This window comes from Alkalibacillus almallahensis (genome assembly GCF_011761495.1).
In the GTDB taxonomy this organism is placed as follows: domain Bacteria; phylum Bacillota; class Bacilli; order Bacillales; family Alkalibacillaceae; genus Alkalibacillus; species Alkalibacillus almallahensis.
In genome coordinates this window covers 325,594-343,835 of record NZ_JAASRU010000001.1, presented here as the reverse complement: position 1 = coordinate 343,835, position 18,242 = coordinate 325,594, and the positions used below count along the sequence as shown (strand labels likewise).

Here is an 18,242-nt window from a genome sequence, read left to right as displayed (position 1 = left end):
GACTATATGTCAGAAATTGAAGGGTATACATTACAGTTTTGTAACGAAATGAACGGAGGGGTAACAATGACTATTAAAAATGAAGAAGCCTATTTAAACTTGAGTGACTATACGCTTAATCATGGTCAAGACCGTCATGATCGAACAGGAGTCGGAACACGTTCAATCTTCGGCTATCAAATGCGTTTTGATCTTCAAGATGGTTTCCCTTTACTTACGACTAAAAAAGTTCCATTTAAATTAATTGCCAGTGAATTGTTATGGTTTATTAAAGGAGACACAAACATTCGTTATTTGCTTCAACATAATAATAATATTTGGAATGAATGGGCTTTTAAAAACTGGGTTGAAAGTGATGATTACACAGGACCAAATATGGATAACTTTGGGGTGCGCGCTCAACAAGATGAGGCATTTAATAAAATCTACCAAGAACAAATGCAATTGTTTAAACAATACATATTAGAAGACGATGACTTTGCTGAACGGTTTGGACACTTAGGTGAAGTTTATGGTAAGCAGTGGAGAAACTGGCAAAGTTCTCAAGGAGAGACAATTGATCAATTAAAACAGGTCGTTCATGATATTAAAACGAATCCTAACTCTAGACGATTGATTGTATCTGCTTGGAACCCTGAAGATATTCCATCAATGGCTTTACCACCATGTCACACATTATTTCAATTTTACGTAGAAGATGGTCGATTATCTTGTCAACTTTATCAACGAAGTGGCGATATTTTTCTTGGTGTACCATTTAATATAGCAAGTTATGCTTTACTAACACATCTTGTGGCGCATGAATGTGGGCTTGAGGTTGGTGAGTTCATTCACACATTTGGTGATGCTCATATTTATCATAATCATTTTTCACAAGTACAGACACAATTAGAGCGTGAGATGCTACCATTACCAACATTAAGAATTAACCAAGAAAAACAATCAATTTTTGATATTGAACTAGAAGATTTATCAATTACAGGATATGATCCACATCCAAGTATTAAAGCACCAGTTGCTGTATAAGGAGGTTATTCATGACATATTCAATGATCGTTGCTATGGACGAAAATCATGTGATTGGTTTGGATCAAGGGATGCCCTGGCACTTACCAAATGATTTGAAATATTTTAAATCGGTTACCTCACAGTCGACAATTGTTATGGGAAGAAAAACGTTCGAATCGATCGGGAGACCACTTCCTAAGCGTCATAATATCATATTGACAAGGCAAAAGGATTTTAACCCAGAAGGTTGTACGGTTATTCATAGTTGGGAAGAGTTACAAGAAGTTGTTTCATCCAATGAACATGTATTTATTATTGGTGGAGCAGCCCTTTTTGCTGAGGCATTATCATTTGCCGATTACATGTATATAACTCATATCCATTCGACTTTTGAAGGTGATACTTATTTTCCGGAAGTTGATTGGTCCAAGTGGGAATTAGTTGAAAGAACAGAAGGGGAGACGGACGAAAAGAACCAACATGCACATACTTTTTCTGTTTATAAGCGACAATAAGTGAACATTTTGTAACAGTCCTCACGATATGTTTGCAAAATGAGTTAAAATAAGCGACAATGTAGTTAGTAATAGTATGGGACAGGTAGGTGTATGTATGACAGTTGGTGTACCAGGATTAATTTTAATTTTAATTATCCTTCTCATTATATTTGGACCGAAGAAATTACCTGAATTAGGTCAATCACTTGGCCAATCATTAAGAGAATTTAAAAATTCTACACGTGGCATAACTGATGAAGATGATTCAGAATCAAAAAAGACGACTGATCGTCAATAAATTATAAATGGAGTGATATTATGGGCATCGGTAGCATCGGATTACCGGGATTAATTTTAATCGTATTAGTATTATTGCTTGTTTTTGGCCCATCGAAGTTACCAGAGATCGGTAAAGCATTTGGTTCTTCGTTAAAGGAATTTAAAAAAGCAACGAATGATTTAATGTCTGACGATTCAAACTCGTCGAATTCCTCTAACACAAAAGAGCAACAGTCAGATTCTAATAAACAATAATGATCGTTTCACCAAGGTGTAAGGAGTTCCTTACATCTTCTTTTATGATAAATGTTATGGTGAGATTGGTAGTAAGAGGTGAAACTTTTGACGCATGAGGAAGAAATAGATCAACAAGAAATGGATTGGACAGGTCACTTAGGTGAACTCAGGCGCCGTTTTTTCTGGAGTTTTATCGTATTTGCTCTGTCCTTCGGTGTGGGCTTTTATTTCCGTGAAGAGGTTTATAACTATGTAGCGAATGATGTGCCTTTTCAATTAACTGTTCTTAGTCCATTCGATATAATTTGGGTTTATGTCATTATCGGGACGATTGTTGGTTTTCTAGTTACGATACCGTTTTTAGCTTTACAGTTGTGGTTATTTATAAAACCTGGCCTAACCAAGCATGAAGCACGCGTTAGCTTATTATATGTTCCAGCGATTTTCATCCTATTTGCTTTAGGATTAGGTTTTGGTTATTTTATTATTAAAGATTTAGTTTTGAATTTCTTACTTGGTTTAAGTGACGGTGTCGTGAATGAAATGTTTACGGTTAATAAATATTTCCGTTTTATTATGCAAATCACTGTACCGTTCGCGTTTTTCTTTGAAGTACCGCTCATTGCTATGTTCTTGACGAGTTTAGGTGTATTAACACCTGACTATATGAAACGGACAAGAAAGTATGCTTATTTAATTCTTGTCATATTGGGGACTATGTTATCCCCACCTGACTTTATATTACAACTCATTGTCGCTGCGCCTCTGATATTACTTTATGAGTTAGCGATTATGACATCAGGAATTGTTTATAAACGAAGGTTGAAAAAATTAGCCGCTATTCAAGATCAATTAGATAACGAATAAAAGCAGGTGTTTATGTTTGAGATCATTTTATCATTTTGCTATGCAATATAGAGGGATCCAAAATAAACATGATGCGCGAAAACAACTTGCTGAAGCAATATTTCGTGATCATGGATTCCCCAAACAGTCTGTAAATTATAATGAGATAAGTGAATATCTAGAAATGAATAGTCCATTTCCTGAGGCGATTCAAGTTTTTGATCAGCTTTGGGAAGAGTATGAGCGACACACTGAAACATGATAAGAGGCTTCACCACAAGTGGTGAAGCCTTTATCATCTTGAATTCCATTAGCAAACGTATGCGCTACCGACAATGATTAGTAAAATGAAAAGCACAACAATAAGTGTGAAGCCGTTATTATCATATCCTTTACCCATGATGCATGCCTCCTTCATTGGTTTCACTCCTAACCTATGCAGCTTTTACCCATTGTGTATAGGCTGTTGTAGCATTGAGAAAACTTAGTTATCTTGTATGTATAAGTCGTATTTTGCGCTTACCCGGGAAATAAAGGAGGTTAATGAATGATATTACCTGAAGATTGGGAGCAAAATTTAAAACCAGAAATAAATCATGGTTATTTTCAACATTTATTAGAAACGGTAGAACAAGCCTATACTGAGAACGTTATTTATCCTCCATATCATCAACTGTTTCGTGCTTTTGAATTAACACCCTTTGCCAATGTAAAAGTGGTGTTGTTAGGTCAAGATCCTTACCACCAACCGAAACAAGCTAATGGACTTAGTTTCTCTGTTCCTAAAGGACAAGCATTTCCACCATCGCTTCGAAATATTAATAAAGAGTTGTGGAATGATTTAGGTTGTGAGCTACCACATGGTGATTTAGCACAATGGGCTGAGGAAGGTGTATTAATGTTAAATACATCTCTAACAGTCAAACAAGGTGAAGCAAATAGTCACCGTCGTTTAGGTTGGCATTCTTTCACAGACTTCGTCATTACACAATTAAGTGAAAGTCATTCCCATATAGTCTTCATTTTATGGGGGAAACAAGCTTATCAAAAAGCTCAGTTTATTCAAGCGCGCCACACGATCGTGCATGCGCCACATCCAAGTCCTTTATCAGCTTATCGAGGTTTCTTTGGAAGCCAACCATTCTCACAAGTTAATAAGGCTTTAAAAAGACACCAACAAACGCCTATTGATTGGTGTTTGACACATTAGCCTATACAATAAGGGTCATAATCCCGTATAAGTATAGTAGCTGATAAAGGAGTGAGATGGAATGGAACCCATGTATAATTGGCATAATCCTATGCACGGTGGCTTAATGAATCGCAGAAAACCGAATCTTTTAGAAAAATTGTTTGGTTCAACTCACAGTCGTAAGCCCTTGTTGATGCAAGCTAAACCGAATGAACATTCATTGCACGAAACGCTTTATATGGTTCAAAAAGGGTTAGCACTTGTCCAACAATTAATTCCCGTTTGGAAACAATACGGTCCGCTTCTAAAGCATGCACCTTTTATGGTTGATATGATAAAATTAATGATGGAAGATGAAAAACATGATGAATCTAAGCATGCAATTGATGATCATGACTTAGATAAAACTAAATACCATGATTTAGGTGTAACTAAAGTAAATCAAACTAAAGAAAGCCATCACGATCAACTTCCAGAACCTAAATTGTATATCTAATTTGTCATTTAAGAGGTGATGATTTTGTCTAATAACTTAAAACTGGCAACATTTGCTGGCGGTTGTTTTTGGTGTATGGTTGAACCATTCGACCTCCGTCCAGGAATTGAATCCATTGAATCAGGTTATACAGGGGGACATACGGAAAATCCAACTTATGAAGAAGTATGTTCAGAAACTACTGGCCACCGAGAAGCTGTACAAATCAAATATAATCCTTCTGTGTTTCCTTATGAAGATTTATTAGAGGTCTTTTGGCAACAAATTGATCCAACTGATGCAGGTGGTCAATTTAATGATCGAGGTGAGTCGTACAAGCCAGCTATTTATTATCATGATGAGGAACAAAAACAATTAGCTAAACAGTCGAAGCAAGCTTTAGCTGAAAGTGACAAATTCAAAGATCCCATTGTCGTTGATATCCTTGAAGCTAAAACATTTTATCCTGCTGAAGAAGAGCACCAAGATTATTATAAAAAACACCCATTCCATTATAAAATGTATAAGAAAGGGTCAGGTCGACAAGGTTTTATTAAAGAACATTGGTCAAATCAGCAAGAAATGGACGATTTAAAAAAGCGATTAACTGACATACAGTATAAAGTCACGCAAGAGGATGCAACAGAAACTCCATATCAAAATGAGTACTGGGATCACGAAGAAGACGGTATTTACGTTGATATTGTGAGTGGTGAGCCACTATTTTCATCAAATGATAAGTATGATGCGGGCTGTGGTTGGCCAAGCTTCACGAAACCTATCGCACCGTTAGAAGAAGATCTTGATACTTCTTTAGGCATGCGCCGAATAGAAGTGCGCAGTCAGCATGCAGATAGTCATTTAGGTCATTTGTTTGATGATGGACCTCAGGAAGCAGGTGGTATGCGTTATTGTATTAATTCGGCTGCGCTTAAATTTATACCGAAAGAACAGCTGGATGAACAAGGTTACGGCAGATATAAAGAATTATTCGATCAATAAGTAGGAGTGATAACAGTGATTCATAAAACATGGGAGCAAAACGAACCTATTAAACAAATTAAATGTGTTCACACAAATGCGGAAAAATTCACAGTTGAAAATGTGTTAACATCAGGCAAAACATATGACGTAAAAAATGAATCAGAAGAATTTTACTTTGTTATTGATGATAGTGGTAAAATGGGCGGCTTTTACAAAGATTATTTTCAAGAGGTTTAAAATTAAGAGGCTGAGACAAAAGTTGATAATGCAAAGTAAACCCGAACGATTTATTTTTTCAATTAAATCGTTCGGGTTTACTGCTTGAATGACGCTTCATCAAAACACTCCGCTTGCCGCGGGCACGGCTGGAGCCTCCTCAGCCCAAATACGGGGCTTGCGGGGTCTCGAGACGCGTGCTGTTCCCGCAGGCGTCTACGTGTTTTGATTCCGCTTTACTACTGCTTACATATAATTATTTCAAGAATTCCTTTTACAAGAGAATTTCCTTTTATCCCATCCTGTTATTCATACCTCCATATTGGCTAAAATAATACTTAAGGCTTGAGGGTAGAACTTGTTTAAATCACTTATAGGCAACGGATTCACGCCGCTACCAAGTTCTACTGTGAATCCGGGTCTTTTAAATGTTTGAATAAACCAGTCTTTATACCCGGCATGACTATCAACGAACTGGATTGGTTCATAACCACTAACATGGCCATAATAATTAGCAATTTGTTCAGATTCTGGTGGTTCTAATCCTTCATATCCCCAGTAAATCACTTCACCTTGCGTATGAAATGCTAGGACACGATCAAATTGTTTATTAATCGTCAACTCATAAATAGCTATCGCTTCAGGCTCTGTCAGAGGTTCAAAGCCTGGAAAATCTCGAGGTGAAGGTTGTTTAGGTTTTCGTTGTTGTTCGATTTCCCAATGAGCTGGGAACTGATTGTTAAGATCAACACCTCGAATGTTGGCTTTCCATCCTGCAAACTGGTGTGAATATTGATTAATCGATAATACGTCATTTTTGAGTGATTTTGATTGAGGTAGCCCTTGATTAATTAAATCGACACCATCAGGGTTAACAAGAGGTACAATGGAAAACTTAATCTGATTATACATAGACCTTGCATTTATATGGTTAATCGACTCATTATTCTCATAGGCATCAATATAATCAGCAAGAAACCGCATTAAGACGTTGGTTGTAATTGATTCATGAGCGTGCATTGAACCATTTAAATGGATGGATTGGTCACCATCTCCTATGACGATTTCATATATTGATTTTCCCTGAATAGAAGTCCCGATTTTATCAATTGAAAAGATAGGGTGTTCAGCGTGTAATGCCATTAAATCATGCTCAAACTTTGCATAAGTGTAAAGAGATTGATCTTGAATAAGTTGTCTGGCCCGCATTAATTAAAACCTCCTAATCGGTTCATAATATGTATGTTAAGGTTTAAATTTGCACAAAATTTGAAAACTCCTTATAATGAAAGGGAAAATTTCTATTCAGACGTAGTTAACAGCGTTAATAAATGGTATGATGGGTTTATACACAACAGTTAAAGGAGGATTTATCTTGGCATTTGTTATTTCATCACCATGTAAAGATGAAAAGGCAGCAGAGTGTGTGGATGTGTGTCCAGTTGATTGTATTGAAGAAGGTAAAGACATGTTCTATATAGATCCAGATATTTGTATTGATTGCGGAGCATGTGAGGCCGTATGCCCGGTTGAGGCAATTTATCACGAGGACGAGCTTCCACAAGAAGAACGTGAATACATCGAAATCAATCGGAAATTTTTCCAAAGTTAACAGATACATTAGAAAGAGACTGGATGTCGTATCTAGTCTCTTTTTTTTACACTGAATGAATTCAATTTATTAGGAGATTATAGATATGTTCAATAAAAAAGACGAGTACATCGAAAATATTTTTTCATATGCACGCTGGTTATTATTAGTTAGTTTAGCCTTAATTTTTATGCTACAACAAGGAGAAGAGATTTTCATAATTGATCAACAGATTTTTTGGTATAGTATAGGCATTGTTGCACTTTATACCTTGATTGTTCATATCAGTTTGAAAGCCTTGGCGACGTATTCTAAAGTGAAGTTGATTATTGTTCATATAGGATTAATCTTGGATTTAATATTTTATACGATTATATTACTAATGGCAGGAAGTCATTATTCATTATTCTTACCATTATTCTTTATATGGTTATTACATATTACACTTGTTTGGAGTATGAAGGTTTCAATGTTAATGACTGTCTTAGTTATGGCAACCTATAGTATTATTAGTTACTATGTTAATGGAGTAAATGATTTTATTACGATTCCCTTTGTTATGAATCTAGTAATTATATTATTAATTGGTATTTTAACGAGTTCAATGACCATTCGAAAAGAAGCTAGCTCATTTGATCACATCGATTACAAGGAAGAGGCGATGAAAGATTATGTTTCAGGCCTCTATAATCACCGCACGTTCCAAAACACCCTAATGAAGCTCGTGGATCAAAGGAAACCTATCGCTTTAATTAAATTCAATATTGACGATTTTCAAACGTTAAACGATCGCTTGGGCTACGAGTGGGGTGATCGAGTACTAGCTGTTATCGGCTCTACGCTAGATTTTTGGGTTGAACCTCAGAAAGGTTATAGCTTTAGATATAATGGAGATGAGTTTACGGTGATTCTATTCGATCAGAAACGTACTCATCTAGAACAAGAGATTGAGAGATGGAATAACTATATCTACGAACATGTTCAATTGCTTGAACCTTTGCAAGGCGAAAATGTCACATTAAGTTATGGCGTTGGGACGCTAATGGAGAAAGACGACCATAATGAATTCTTACGACGAGTGGATCGTTGCATGCAACAAGCTAAAGCGACAGGTAAAAATCGAGCCGTTTTTGATGAGACATTTCAATAGATTCGTATAAGGGAAGATGGGGAGTTAGAGAATGACAACAGGAACACAGATGGCATTAAATCTAGATACGTTATTTGAAGTGGCTAAACGAAATGATGAGAAAAAAGAGCAACAAAAAATAATGGATTTATATCAAAAGTGGTTAAATGTTGAAACAGTCATTGGATTTACTGGACATTTTTCAGCAGGAAAGTCATCCATGATTAATCATATATTAGATCAATCCATATTACCATCAAGTCCGATTCCAACAAGTGCTAATATAGTAGAAATTAAGCACGGAGATGAACATGTGACTTATCACTTAAATCAGGAACGATATGCTACGTCATCATCTATTGATATGGAAGAAGTACATCGTCTTTCAAAAAATGGTGAAGAAGTTCAGTCTTTAACGATTGAGACAGACTTACCATCTCTAAAAGGAACGACATTAATGGACACTCCAGGTATTGATTCTGCAGACGATCAAGAATTTGCTAGAACTCTATCTCGTGTGCATTTAATTGATTATTTCGTATATGTTGTCGATTATAATCACGTACAATCAGAGATTAATTTTCAGTTTTTATATGAATTAGAGAAAAAATCAGTGCCATATATTATTGTCGTGAACCAAGTCGATAAGCATGATGCTAAAGAAATGACAATGTCTGACTATTTGAACGCTTTACGAGAAAGTTGCGAACTTTGGGGGCTTAATCCAGATGGGATTTTCACAACATCTTTAATTGATCTTGATCATGAACATAACCAATTGGATGAACTTAAGTCTTATATCGATCGTATGACTGATACAATACAGGATCAGCTTGAATCACGCGTGAAAGTAGAAGTTGAGACGGTGATTGATCAGTTAGCGAACCGATATTATGATGAGGCAAACCAAACGTTGAATGCTGCCGATGAACAAACCTATCAAAGTCAATATGATGAACTAAAAGAGCAACTTAGCTTATTAAATTTAGATCAACGACAATTTATCACACAGTATAAACAAACGATTGGAAAAATAGTTAATGAAGCTTACGTCATGACAGCAGATACACGTGAACTTGCAAAGGCTTATCTTGAATCTTTACAACCTAAATTTAAAGTTGGTGGCTTATTTTCTAAAAAGAAAACTGATGAAGAAAAGGAAAAACGTCGAGATCAGTTTATTAACCAATTACAAGAAAAAGTCACGACTGAAATTAGCTGGCATGTTCGTCACACTTTGCTTGAAACATATAATCAGCAATCTTTAAGTAATAGTCAATTAAAACAGACGCTTCAACAATATGATTTTCAAATAAACGAGGCTATTTTATTAGAAACTCTCAATTCATCTGCAGAAATTACGGGTCATTATGTACTTAATTACACAGAAAATCTGCAAACAAAGCTCAATCAATCTATTAAAGAAGATGTAACCCCTTTATTAGAACAATTGTTCACAGAAATAGCAAATGCAACTGAGGATCAGCAGGAACAATTGACTGAGCAACTTAAAGACATTGAAGAACACTTGGAAAATGCTAAGAAATCAAATCAGGAAACATTAGAAAAGAAACAATTTATTGATTATCTTAAACGTGAGACTTGGATGACCACGAGTGAACATAGTCTTCTAGAAGATGCGATCAACCATAAAAAAGCTGAGCAAACTAAGGTGTTAATTGATGATATTATATCTGATTCAATAACTGATTCTATAACAAGTTCTGATTCTGAACCATCTCATAATCAATCTACTTTAGTAGTAGAAGAAGTCCAAACTCAAGCCCAAAACATATTATCACATTTAGAAACGATGCCTCTGTTAACAGAATTTTATAGTTCAATTCAGAAAAGCCTTACTCAATTAGATCAACAGCAGTATACTGTTGCTTTGTTCGGTGCCTTTAGTGCTGGTAAATCATCATTTGCCAATGCTTGGGTAGGCCAGGCAATACTGCCAGTTTCACCAAATCCAACAACAGCAGCCATTAATAAGATTGCACCGCCTAATCTTTCTAGGGAACATGGTGAGGTCATCGTACAATTCAAGACAGAAAATACTTTATTACATCAAGTTTCAAAAGTGCTAGAACCTGTAACTGATAAACAGTTTAATGCGATCGAACAGCTATATTCATTTATAGATAAACAACAAGAGGACTTACAGGCCATGCTTTCTAAGGCAGATTGGTCATTTGTAGAAGCATTCTTTACAGGGAAGCAACAGTCAGAACAATATTTAGGTGAAACATTAACTTCAAGTTTACAAACGTTCGAGCCTTATGTGACGGATGAGACACTATCTTGTTACGTAGAGGAAATAACGGTTTATTATGATTGTGAACTAACAAGACAAGGCGTCACTCTGGTTGATACGCCTGGAGCAGATTCAATTCATGCACGACACACAAATGTATCGATGCATTATGTGCGTCATTCTGATGTGATTGTTTATGTTAATTACTATAATCATGCTTTTGCTCGAGCAGACCGTGAATTCTTATCTCAACTAGGACGTGTGAAATCATCCTTTTCATTAGATAAGATGTTCTTTATTTTAAACGCAGCTGATTTAGCCAAAGACGATCAGGAATTAAATGATGTAAAAGATTATTTATCAGAACAATTACGACAATATGGGATTGAATCGCCTCAGATTTTCCCACTCTCTAGCAAAAGATTAAATGAAGATATGAGTCAAAAATATTCTGATTCTCGTTCAATTGCATTTTTTGATCGTTTTCAACAATTCATTGAAACAGATGCTAAACTATTAACGGCTCAAACATTATCGCAAGAAATTGAAAACCTAAAAACGTTCGTTACACAAACTGTTCAAGAATTACAAGAAAATCATGTCGAACAAGAACAACGTATCCAGCAATACGAAGAGCAATTCAAGAGCCTAAAACAATTTTTATCATCAATGGATAAGACCATTTACGAACAACAAATCAATCAACAAATAGATGAACTTGTTTATTACTTAAATGATCGCGTTATGATTCAACTAAATGAAATGATGAAAGAGGTTATTAATCCGACCACCATCACTCAAAAAGGTAAACGTGGCCAATCACAATTAAAGCAAGCGATAAAACAACTTGCGATCAATGCTGAAAACCGATTAGAAACAGAATTTCATTCAACAAACATGATTTTAGATCGTCATTTTCAACAAGTGCTTCAATCGATCAGGCAAGACATTAATCGTTTCGTTGATTCGGAGACAAATTTTGAACGATTAAATATAGCTGAGCAGGCAATGGAAGATGCAACGTATGAAATAGTGAATTCCATTGTTAATATGAATTCACTTGATCATTTTGTTTCGATGTACAAAGATCAAAAACAATTTTTTGTTGAACAACAGGTCAAAACTTTATTCGAAGAACTCAAAGCTCATGTACAATCCAATTTAAATGAAATTCAAAATCAATTTCTCTTATCATTTAAAGCACATTACCAAAATCAAATTGAAGTCACATATCATACAGAAACAGAGCGTTATTTAACCAATATTCGTCATATGATTGACTCTAAAGCCCAATTGTATGGTGATGCGGAACAAGCGAATCAATTAAGAGAATTACATGATGAATTTATTTAAAAAGTTTTAATTTTATTCGACATATTCTGAAAAAAATTATAACATGAAGGTAATAATATTTTACTTAGCTAGTTCATCATTTTATGAATCTAGTTGTGTTTCGATCATTGAATCCATATAGTCGGAGGGAATTATGACAACAAAAAAAGCAGTACAAGCGAATGATATTTTTAATTTGGCATCTTTAACAGATCCTAGGTATTCACCAGATTATAAGGAAGCTTTATTTGTTAAAACCACTTTGAATGAAGAACGCAATCAATATGAATCTAATCTGTTCCATTACAATGTGGCAGAAGATAGACTGTTACAATTCACATTTGGAGAATCACGTGTCAGTAATCCACGCTGGTCACCTAAGGGTGATTCAATCATTTTTATTTCGAATCGTGATGATCAGAATCAAGTCTATTGGATGTCTCGTTACGGTGGTGAGGCCAAGAAGATTACAGATGAGAAAGAAGGTGTATCGAAGGCTGAGTTCTCACCAGATGGTCAATTCATTATGCTACAAACTTCTGTTAAAGCAGAGGATTTAAATCAACGAGAAGAAGAGAACGAATCAAAAGATGATCAAGATGATGAATTACCTAAGCCTGTCGTGATTAATCGAATGAAATATAAAGCAGATGGAGCTGGACTCTTAAAGCGGAAATATCAAGTGATAAAACGACTGAACGTTGAATCAGAAGAAGTTGAAACCATTAAAGAAGGAGAGCAAAACTTCTCTTTTCAAACATGGGTTAACCAATCTCAAATTGTTTATACAACCGATTATTCTGAAGACGAAGATTTTAATTTCAACCAAGAAGCTTATTTGTACCATCTAACAGCCAAAACTGAACACCCGTTATTCACAGAAGAAGGATCGCCTTCAGGGTTTAGTGTCTCGCCTAATGGAGAGCATCTATTATTTGCTCATATGGGACGAAACTATGAAAACGCAACCCATGTTGAACTATATGCTTATCACATCTCTTCAGGCGTGACAGCTTGTTTAACAGAACATTTTGATGCACCTGTAGGCGATTTTATTGTTGCAGATACTCAGCAACAGCCAGTTTTAAGACCTGCTGTTTGGGCGAGTAATGAAACATTTTATTTTCCAGTATCAAATTATGGCAATGTGCTATTATATTTCGGGCATGTCGATGGATCATTATATCCAGCCATCAACGACAACTTACATGTTGTAGGCTATGATATTGATCCGAATAAACAAACTGCCTTAGTGACTATTAGTTATCCAACAAGCCCAAGTGAGTTATATGAATTATCTTTAACTGATGGACGCTTAACGCAAATAACAAACGAGCATCAGACATTTATTGATGAAACAGAATTGGTTGAACCAGAAGCCATTCAATACAAAAGCTTTGATGATTGGACAGTCCATGGTTGGTTGATGAAACCGGCGAATTTCGATGAAGCCAAATCATATCCATTGATAGTTAATATCCACGGTGGACCACATGCGTTTTATGGGAATACATTTTTCCATGAGATGCAGCAGTTTGCTGGTCAGGGATACGGCGTTCTTTATGTAAATCCTCGCGGTAGTCATAGTTATGGTCAAGAATTTGTAGATGCTGTACGTGGAGATTATGGTAATGGAGATTACCAAGATATTATGGCAGGTGTCGAACATGTCTTAACAAACCATGCTTGGATTGATGAGAATCGTTTGGCTGTAACAGGTGGTAGTTATGGTGGCTTTATGACGAATTGGATTGTCAGCCATACGAATCGTTTTAAAGCAGCGGTTACTCAACGAAGTATTTCCAATTGGACAAGCTTCCGTGGCGTTAGTGATATTGGTTATTACTTTTCGGATTGGCAAATCCAAGCCTCATTCTATGATATTGAAACAATGTGGAAGCATTCACCGATTGCATATGTTGACCAAGTTCAAACACCACTTAAAATTATTCATAATGAGCATGATTTCCGGTGCCCAATGGAACAAGCTGAACAACTTTACATTGCTTTGAAATACCAGCGCAATGAAACAGAATTTGTTCGTTTTCCAGAAGCAGATCATAACCTATCGCGCACCGGTAAACCAAACTTAAGAATCGAAAGACTACAGCATATTATTGATTGGTTTAATCAATATATTAGCTAAAAAAAGCCGTTTCCTCTCAATGAAAGGGGAAACGGCTTTAATTAATTAGACCAATATTCCTCGATGAATTCATCACGACCTGATTTCACGCGATCAGCTTGATATTCATCAGGATTCTTTTCATGAAAATCTTGGTGATATCCTTCTGCTGGATAGAAGGTTTCAGCTGGCTTAATTTCAGTTACAATTGGTTTATTAAATTTTCCTGATGCTTCAAGTTGTTGCCGACTAGCTTCTGCTAATTTTTGTTGTTCATCAGTATGATAAAAAATAGCCGTACGATACTGAGGACCTCTGTCGTGAAATTGTCCGTCTGGGTCAGTAGGATCAATCTGTTTCCAATATAAGTCTAAAATTGTGTTATAATCTATTTTATTAGGGTCATATGTAATTTGAACGGATTCATAATGACCACTTTGACCAGATTTTACCTGCTCATATGTTGGGTTTTCAATGTGGCCGCCAGTATAACCAGAGATGACACTGTCGACGCCATCCCATTGATCGAATGGTTTTACCATACACCAAAAACAACCACCAGCAAATGTTGCATATGCTTTTTGCTTGCTCATGTCCATCACTCCTTAAATCGTCTTTTGATTATAGCAATTTTTTTCAAAAGACGAAAGACAACCGCTTCAAAAAAAGCTGCCAATCAAGTGATTAGCAGCTACAAACTTCGTTTTCCTGTAATAAGTTGATAAATAAAGACAATGCCTGCTACTACGAGAAGGAGATGAATGAGTCCACCCGCAATTTCTAATACAAAACCAATCAGCCATAATGCTAAAATGATAATAATAATAGTCCAAAGCATTTTAATCACCTCAGTTATAAGATTACCCTAATTTTAAATCTTTCAATCAAATTATCACTATTTTTCAATATTTTTTGCTAAAATATTGGTAGACTGTTCAGATTAATGGAGGTACATAATGAAAAAAGCATTTGTTTTATTTCCCATTCTTATATTCGTCTTAGTTGCATGTTCAGATGAAGAAGTCGTGATTCCTCATGATAGCATGGGAGATTACATTTCCCTATGGGAAGAGAATTCATTTCAAGAGATGTATGATCAACATTTAACTTCGGAGGCTTCAGAATCATTTGGTGAAGAAGATTTTGTCGATCGTTACAATGATTTGTATAACGTTTTAGAAATAAAAAACCTGTCAGTAGAAATGACAAACAATAATGAAGAACAGTTAACAGAGCTTAGAGAAAATATTGAAGATCGCGATGAATACGAAATGCCTCTTAAGATTTCATTCTCTACATTAGCGGGCGATGTTGAATATGAAGTTAAAGTTAATATGACTAAGCAGGCAGCTGACGATCATGAAGACTTAGAAGAAGATCGTTGGTTAATTAACTGGAAGCCAGAATTAATTTTACCCGATTTAGAAAAGGATGAAAGAGTTACTCTAGAGGAGAATAAGGGAAGAAGAGGGGATATTTTAGACCGAAATGGTAATGCACTTGCGACATTAGGTGAGGTGTATGAAGTCGGCATCACTCCTGAGCAATTTGATGAATCTAATTTAGATGAATTAAGTGAATCCTTAACAGTATCTAATGAGTACATTGAAAATAAGTTGAACCAGAGCTGGGTTGAATCGAATTATTTTGTTCCGATTCGAAATATTGGGATTAACGAAGAGGATGTAGTAGAAGAAGCGACAAGCGTTTCAGGTGTCACAACAAGAGTTAAAACAGATCGAGTTTATCCTTATGGAAAAGCAGCTGCTCATTTAACAGGGTATATTGGACCGATTACCGCGAGCGAACTGGAAGAAAGAGAATCAGAAGGTTATAGTTCAAATGACGTTATTGGTAAACGTGGGCTAGAGCAATTGTTTGAAGATCAACTACGTGCTGAAGATGGTGTAGCAATCGTTATTGAAAAAAATAACGGATCTAATACGACTGTCGTTGAGAAAGAACCTGTAGACGGTGAAACAGTAGAAACAACCATAGATATGAATGTACAAGAGACATTATATGATATTGTAAAAGAAGAAACGGGTACAGCTACAGTCATGCACCCACAAACTGGTGAAGTGTTAAGTTTATTAAGTTTTCCAACTTTTGATCCGAATCAATTTGTAATGGGCATGACAAATGCTGAGTATGACGAAGTTACATCGAATGAAAACAACCCAACACTTAACCGATTTGCATCTAACTATTCGCCAGGGTCTACGATGAAGTTATTAACTAGCCTTGTTGGGTTTAAACAAGATAAATTAAACCCTGAAGAAGTTGAACAAATCGAAGGCTTACGTTGGCAAAAAGATTCTAGCTGGGGAGATTATTACGTAACTCGAGTGAGTTCAAGTTATTCAGAAGTCGATTTTGATACTGCTATGACTCATTCTGATAACATTTACTTCGCTCGACTAGGGTTGGATATAGGGGCAGAACCTTTAGCAAACGGATTGCAATCATTAGGTTTTGGTGAATCGTTACCGTTTACTTATCCATTACCAGCATCTCAAGTATCGAATTCAGGTGAAATTACGTCAGAAGGTATGCTAGCTGATACATCGTTTGGTCAAGGTGAAGTGCTTATAAATAACACTCATTTGGCTTCTATTTATAGCGGTGTGGCAAATGATGGTCAATATATGAAACCTAAATTGTTGTTAAATGAAGAAGATGAGATTTGGTTAGAGGATGTTGTATCAAATGAGGAAAATCAAATTTTACAAGATGCTTTAAGAAGTGTTGTAACAGATGGATCAGCTACACAGATTGATCTTGATGGTAAAGCAATGGCAGGTAAAACAGGAACAGCAGAATTAAAATCAAGTCAGGAAGAAGACAATGGTAAACAAAATGGTCTCTTTGTTAGTTATGATCAAGATAACCCCAATTTATTATTAAGTTTGTTAGTTGAAGGGGTGCAAGATCGAGGTGGAAGTGGCGTTGCTGTCGATTTAAGTAAACAGTTTTTTGAGGAATATAAATAAAAAATGAGTGGTCAGCATACTGGCCACTCATTTTTCTTTTTCTAAATCTTGAATAACCTCAATTAATAAATCAGGTCTATCAGTTATAATTCCATCGGCGCCAGATTTTAATAGTTCACGCATGGTTTCTTCATCATTGATTGTCCAATAAAAAACTTCTAGCCCTAAACGCTCAGCACCGTCTAACAGGGAGTTGGATGTCAAATCAAAACCACTATCTGAAGTTGGTATTGAAACAGCATCAATACTTGGATTATATAAATTTCTTATCCATAACTTATGAGTAAGCACAAAATCACGGATCTCTTGACGCCCGCCAGAAGTCGCCACATTAAAGGGGTCTTTACGTTGAAATTGTTTAATAATATTATGATCAAATGATCCGATTAAAACTTTGTCTTGCATATTATATTGATCAATTAAATTAATTAGTCTAGTAATCATTTCATCAATTCGATGGTCTGGATTTGTCGCTTTTATTTCTAAAATAAATTTTTGATTTGGAAAGGCTTGAAACAGTTCATTTAAGGTGATTAATTCTAAACCTTTTCCACGATAAGCATAATGACCGTCTGGGTCTGTGAAATAATAACCTGCGTCTAATTCTTTTAATTCTTCAAGTGTCAAATTAGCCACAAGTCCTGTTCCATCAGTTGTACGGTCAACTGTTGCATCATGTATATTCATTAAATAACCATCTTCACTTATATGTAAATCAGTCTCTAAAGCATCGACTCCTAATTGGTCAGCATGTTTAAAAGCTGCCATTGTTGAAGAGGGCCTTAATTCTTCACCTCCTTGATGAGCAATCACCATAGGCCTGTCTTTTTCAAAAAAAAGTTTTGATTCGACAGGATGAAATACAATCACATTAAAACCAATATACAAGAGCACCACTGTTACTAAACTAACTATAATCACTTTATTTAGCTTGAATTTGAAAACCATCACCCCAATCCAAGATATAAATGCATGGTTCCATAGCTTTTTTTGTTAAGCAAAACGGTAAGATAACCATAATAATATTATGTTAACTTATTTGTGATTTATATTGATGATGGTATAATATATGAAAGAAGGG

20 protein-coding genes are annotated in these 18,242 nt (G+C 35.6%); 15 read left to right on the top strand and 5 right to left on the bottom strand.

The genetic code is table 11. From position 1 onward, the window contains the following. The first annotated feature begins 66 nt into the window (after nt 1–66). The 6 genes from FHR85_RS01895 (at nt 67) to FHR85_RS01870 (ending at nt 3,129) form a co-directional block, all read left to right on the top strand. The gene (locus FHR85_RS01895) at nt 67–1,026 is read left to right on the top strand and encodes a thymidylate synthase (protein WP_208379570.1); all 960 of its coding nucleotides are present in this window, start codon (nt 67–69) and stop codon (nt 1,024–1,026) included. An 11-nt stretch (nt 1,027–1,037) separates the two neighbouring features. Beyond that, on the top strand, nt 1,038–1,523 hold the full coding sequence (locus tag FHR85_RS01890; protein WP_167260449.1) for a dihydrofolate reductase: 486 nt from the start codon (nt 1,038–1,040) through the stop codon (nt 1,521–1,523). Nucleotides 1,524–1,620: 97 nt separating this feature from the next. Beyond that, nucleotides 1,621–1,803 (top strand): twin-arginine translocase TatA/TatE family subunit, encoded by a 183-nt coding sequence (locus FHR85_RS01885; RefSeq protein ID WP_167260447.1) that lies wholly within the window; start codon nt 1,621–1,623, stop codon nt 1,801–1,803. 20 nt (nt 1,804–1,823) lie between these two features. After that, complete coding sequence (gene tatA, locus FHR85_RS01880) at nt 1,824–2,039, top strand: twin-arginine translocase TatA/TatE family subunit (RefSeq protein ID WP_167260445.1); 216 nt, start codon at nt 1,824–1,826, stop codon at nt 2,037–2,039. Nucleotides 2,040–2,126: 87 nt separating this feature from the next. After that, nucleotides 2,127–2,888 carry a twin-arginine translocase subunit TatC gene (tatC, locus tag FHR85_RS01875; RefSeq protein WP_167260443.1) on the top strand — a complete coding sequence of 254 codons (762 nt, stop codon included), beginning with the start codon at nt 2,127–2,129 and terminating at the stop codon, nt 2,886–2,888. 16 nt (nt 2,889–2,904) lie between these two features. After that, the gene (locus FHR85_RS01870) at nt 2,905–3,129 is read left to right on the top strand and encodes a YozE family protein (protein ID WP_167260441.1); all 225 of its coding nucleotides are present in this window, start codon (nt 2,905–2,907) and stop codon (nt 3,127–3,129) included. 48 nt (nt 3,130–3,177) lie between these two features. On the opposite strand, the gene FHR85_RS01865 is transcribed toward FHR85_RS01870, so the two are convergent. After that, nucleotides 3,178–3,267, bottom strand: coding sequence for a YjcZ family sporulation protein (locus FHR85_RS01865; protein WP_167260439.1), 90 nt, complete (start codon nt 3,265–3,267; stop codon nt 3,178–3,180). 147 nt (nt 3,268–3,414) lie between these two features. Here FHR85_RS01865 and FHR85_RS01860 point away from each other — a divergent pair, with 147 nt between their 5' ends. From FHR85_RS01860 to FHR85_RS01845, 4 genes are all read left to right on the top strand, one after another. Beyond that, nucleotides 3,415–4,077 (top strand): uracil-DNA glycosylase, encoded by a 663-nt coding sequence (locus FHR85_RS01860; RefSeq protein ID WP_167260437.1) that lies wholly within the window; start codon nt 3,415–3,417, stop codon nt 4,075–4,077. Nucleotides 4,078–4,138: 61 nt separating this feature from the next. Continuing rightward, nucleotides 4,139–4,555, top strand: a complete 417-nt coding sequence (gene vrrA / locus FHR85_RS01855) for a VrrA/YqfQ family protein (RefSeq protein ID WP_167260435.1) — start codon at nt 4,139–4,141, stop codon at nt 4,553–4,555. An 18-nt stretch (nt 4,556–4,573) separates the two neighbouring features. Further along, nucleotides 4,574–5,536 (top strand): peptide-methionine (S)-S-oxide reductase MsrA, encoded by a 963-nt coding sequence (gene msrA / locus FHR85_RS01850; protein WP_424923974.1) that lies wholly within the window; start codon nt 4,574–4,576, stop codon nt 5,534–5,536. Nucleotides 5,537–5,551: 15 nt separating this feature from the next. Continuing rightward, nucleotides 5,552–5,755 carry a DUF6501 family protein gene (locus FHR85_RS01845; protein WP_167260431.1) on the top strand — a complete coding sequence of 68 codons (204 nt, stop codon included), beginning with the start codon at nt 5,552–5,554 and terminating at the stop codon, nt 5,753–5,755. Nucleotides 5,756–6,043: 288 nt separating this feature from the next. On the opposite strand, the gene FHR85_RS01840 is transcribed toward FHR85_RS01845, so the two are convergent. Further along, nucleotides 6,044–6,943: a M14 family metallopeptidase gene (locus FHR85_RS01840; RefSeq protein ID WP_167260429.1), complete on the bottom strand. Its 900-nt coding sequence runs from the start codon at nt 6,941–6,943 to the stop codon at nt 6,044–6,046. Nucleotides 6,944–7,109: 166 nt separating this feature from the next. Here FHR85_RS01840 and FHR85_RS01835 point away from each other — a divergent pair, with 166 nt between their 5' ends. The 4 genes from FHR85_RS01835 (at nt 7,110) to FHR85_RS01820 (ending at nt 14,189) form a co-directional block, all read left to right on the top strand. Beyond that, the gene (locus tag FHR85_RS01835) at nt 7,110–7,346 is read left to right on the top strand and encodes an indolepyruvate ferredoxin oxidoreductase subunit alpha (protein ID WP_167260427.1); all 237 of its coding nucleotides are present in this window, start codon (nt 7,110–7,112) and stop codon (nt 7,344–7,346) included. Between the two features lie 85 nt (nt 7,347–7,431). Further along, a complete protein-coding gene (locus FHR85_RS01830) occupies nt 7,432–8,475 on the top strand; it encodes a GGDEF domain-containing protein (protein WP_167260425.1) in 1,044 nt (347 codons plus the stop codon). Nucleotides 8,476–8,506: 31 nt separating this feature from the next. Continuing rightward, nucleotides 8,507–12,064, top strand: coding sequence for a dynamin family protein (locus FHR85_RS01825; protein WP_167260423.1), 3,558 nt, complete (start codon nt 8,507–8,509; stop codon nt 12,062–12,064). Nucleotides 12,065–12,197: 133 nt separating this feature from the next. Beyond that, nucleotides 12,198–14,189 carry a S9 family peptidase gene (locus tag FHR85_RS01820; RefSeq protein WP_167260421.1) on the top strand — a complete coding sequence of 664 codons (1,992 nt, stop codon included), beginning with the start codon at nt 12,198–12,200 and terminating at the stop codon, nt 14,187–14,189. A 41-nt stretch (nt 14,190–14,230) separates the two neighbouring features. Here FHR85_RS01820 and msrA (FHR85_RS01815) read toward each other — a convergent pair whose 3' ends face one another. Continuing rightward, the gene (msrA, locus tag FHR85_RS01815; RefSeq protein ID WP_167260419.1) at nt 14,231–14,761 is read right to left on the bottom strand and encodes a peptide-methionine (S)-S-oxide reductase MsrA; all 531 of its coding nucleotides are present in this window, start codon (nt 14,759–14,761) and stop codon (nt 14,231–14,233) included. Between the two features lie 98 nt (nt 14,762–14,859). Beyond that, a complete protein-coding gene (locus FHR85_RS01810; protein WP_167260417.1) occupies nt 14,860–15,006 on the bottom strand; it encodes a lmo0937 family membrane protein in 147 nt (48 codons plus the stop codon). Nucleotides 15,007–15,124: 118 nt separating this feature from the next. On the opposite strand from FHR85_RS01810, the gene FHR85_RS01805 reads away from it, so the two are divergent. Further along, on the top strand, nt 15,125–17,161 hold the full coding sequence (locus FHR85_RS01805; protein WP_167260415.1) for a penicillin-binding transpeptidase domain-containing protein: 2,037 nt from the start codon (nt 15,125–15,127) through the stop codon (nt 17,159–17,161). Nucleotides 17,162–17,188: 27 nt separating this feature from the next. On the opposite strand, the gene FHR85_RS01800 is transcribed toward FHR85_RS01805, so the two are convergent. Next, nucleotides 17,189–18,109, bottom strand: coding sequence for a glycerophosphodiester phosphodiesterase family protein (locus tag FHR85_RS01800; protein WP_167260413.1), 921 nt, complete (start codon nt 18,107–18,109; stop codon nt 17,189–17,191). Nucleotides 18,110–18,242: the final 133 nt, after the last annotated feature.

What these genes read in the sequence shown, in the direction of transcription:
- FHR85_RS01800 (WP_167260413.1), bottom strand. Translation starts at nt 18,109, where the DNA reads ATGGTTTTCAAATTCAAGCTAAATAAAGTGATTATAGTTAGTTTAGTA.
- msrA (WP_167260419.1), bottom strand. Translation starts at nt 14,761, where the DNA reads ATGAGCAAGCAAAAAGCATATGCAACATTTGCTGGTGGTTGTTTTTGG.
- FHR85_RS01885 (WP_167260447.1), top strand. Translation starts at nt 1,621, where the DNA reads ATGACAGTTGGTGTACCAGGATTAATTTTAATTTTAATTATCCTTCTC.
- FHR85_RS01860 (WP_167260437.1), top strand. Translation starts at nt 3,415, where the DNA reads ATGATATTACCTGAAGATTGGGAGCAAAATTTAAAACCAGAAATAAAT.
- tatA (WP_167260445.1), top strand. Translation starts at nt 1,824, where the DNA reads ATGGGCATCGGTAGCATCGGATTACCGGGATTAATTTTAATCGTATTA.
- FHR85_RS01890 (WP_167260449.1), top strand. Translation starts at nt 1,038, where the DNA reads ATGACATATTCAATGATCGTTGCTATGGACGAAAATCATGTGATTGGT.
- FHR85_RS01810 (WP_167260417.1), bottom strand. Translation starts at nt 15,006, where the DNA reads ATGCTTTGGACTATTATTATTATCATTTTAGCATTATGGCTGATTGGT.
- FHR85_RS01830 (WP_167260425.1), top strand. Translation starts at nt 7,432, where the DNA reads ATGTTCAATAAAAAAGACGAGTACATCGAAAATATTTTTTCATATGCA.
- FHR85_RS01825 (WP_167260423.1), top strand. Translation starts at nt 8,507, where the DNA reads ATGACAACAGGAACACAGATGGCATTAAATCTAGATACGTTATTTGAA.
- vrrA (WP_167260435.1), top strand. Translation starts at nt 4,139, where the DNA reads ATGGAACCCATGTATAATTGGCATAATCCTATGCACGGTGGCTTAATG.
- FHR85_RS01895 (WP_208379570.1), top strand. Translation starts at nt 67, where the DNA reads ATGACTATTAAAAATGAAGAAGCCTATTTAAACTTGAGTGACTATACG.
- FHR85_RS01840 (WP_167260429.1), bottom strand. Translation starts at nt 6,943, where the DNA reads ATGCGGGCCAGACAACTTATTCAAGATCAATCTCTTTACACTTATGCA.
- FHR85_RS01820 (WP_167260421.1), top strand. Translation starts at nt 12,198, where the DNA reads ATGACAACAAAAAAAGCAGTACAAGCGAATGATATTTTTAATTTGGCA.
- FHR85_RS01805 (WP_167260415.1), top strand. Translation starts at nt 15,125, where the DNA reads ATGAAAAAAGCATTTGTTTTATTTCCCATTCTTATATTCGTCTTAGTT.
- msrA (WP_424923974.1), top strand. Translation starts at nt 4,574, where the DNA reads ATGATTTTGTCTAATAACTTAAAACTGGCAACATTTGCTGGCGGTTGT.
- FHR85_RS01865 (WP_167260439.1), bottom strand. Translation starts at nt 3,267, where the DNA reads ATGGGTAAAGGATATGATAATAACGGCTTCACACTTATTGTTGTGCTT.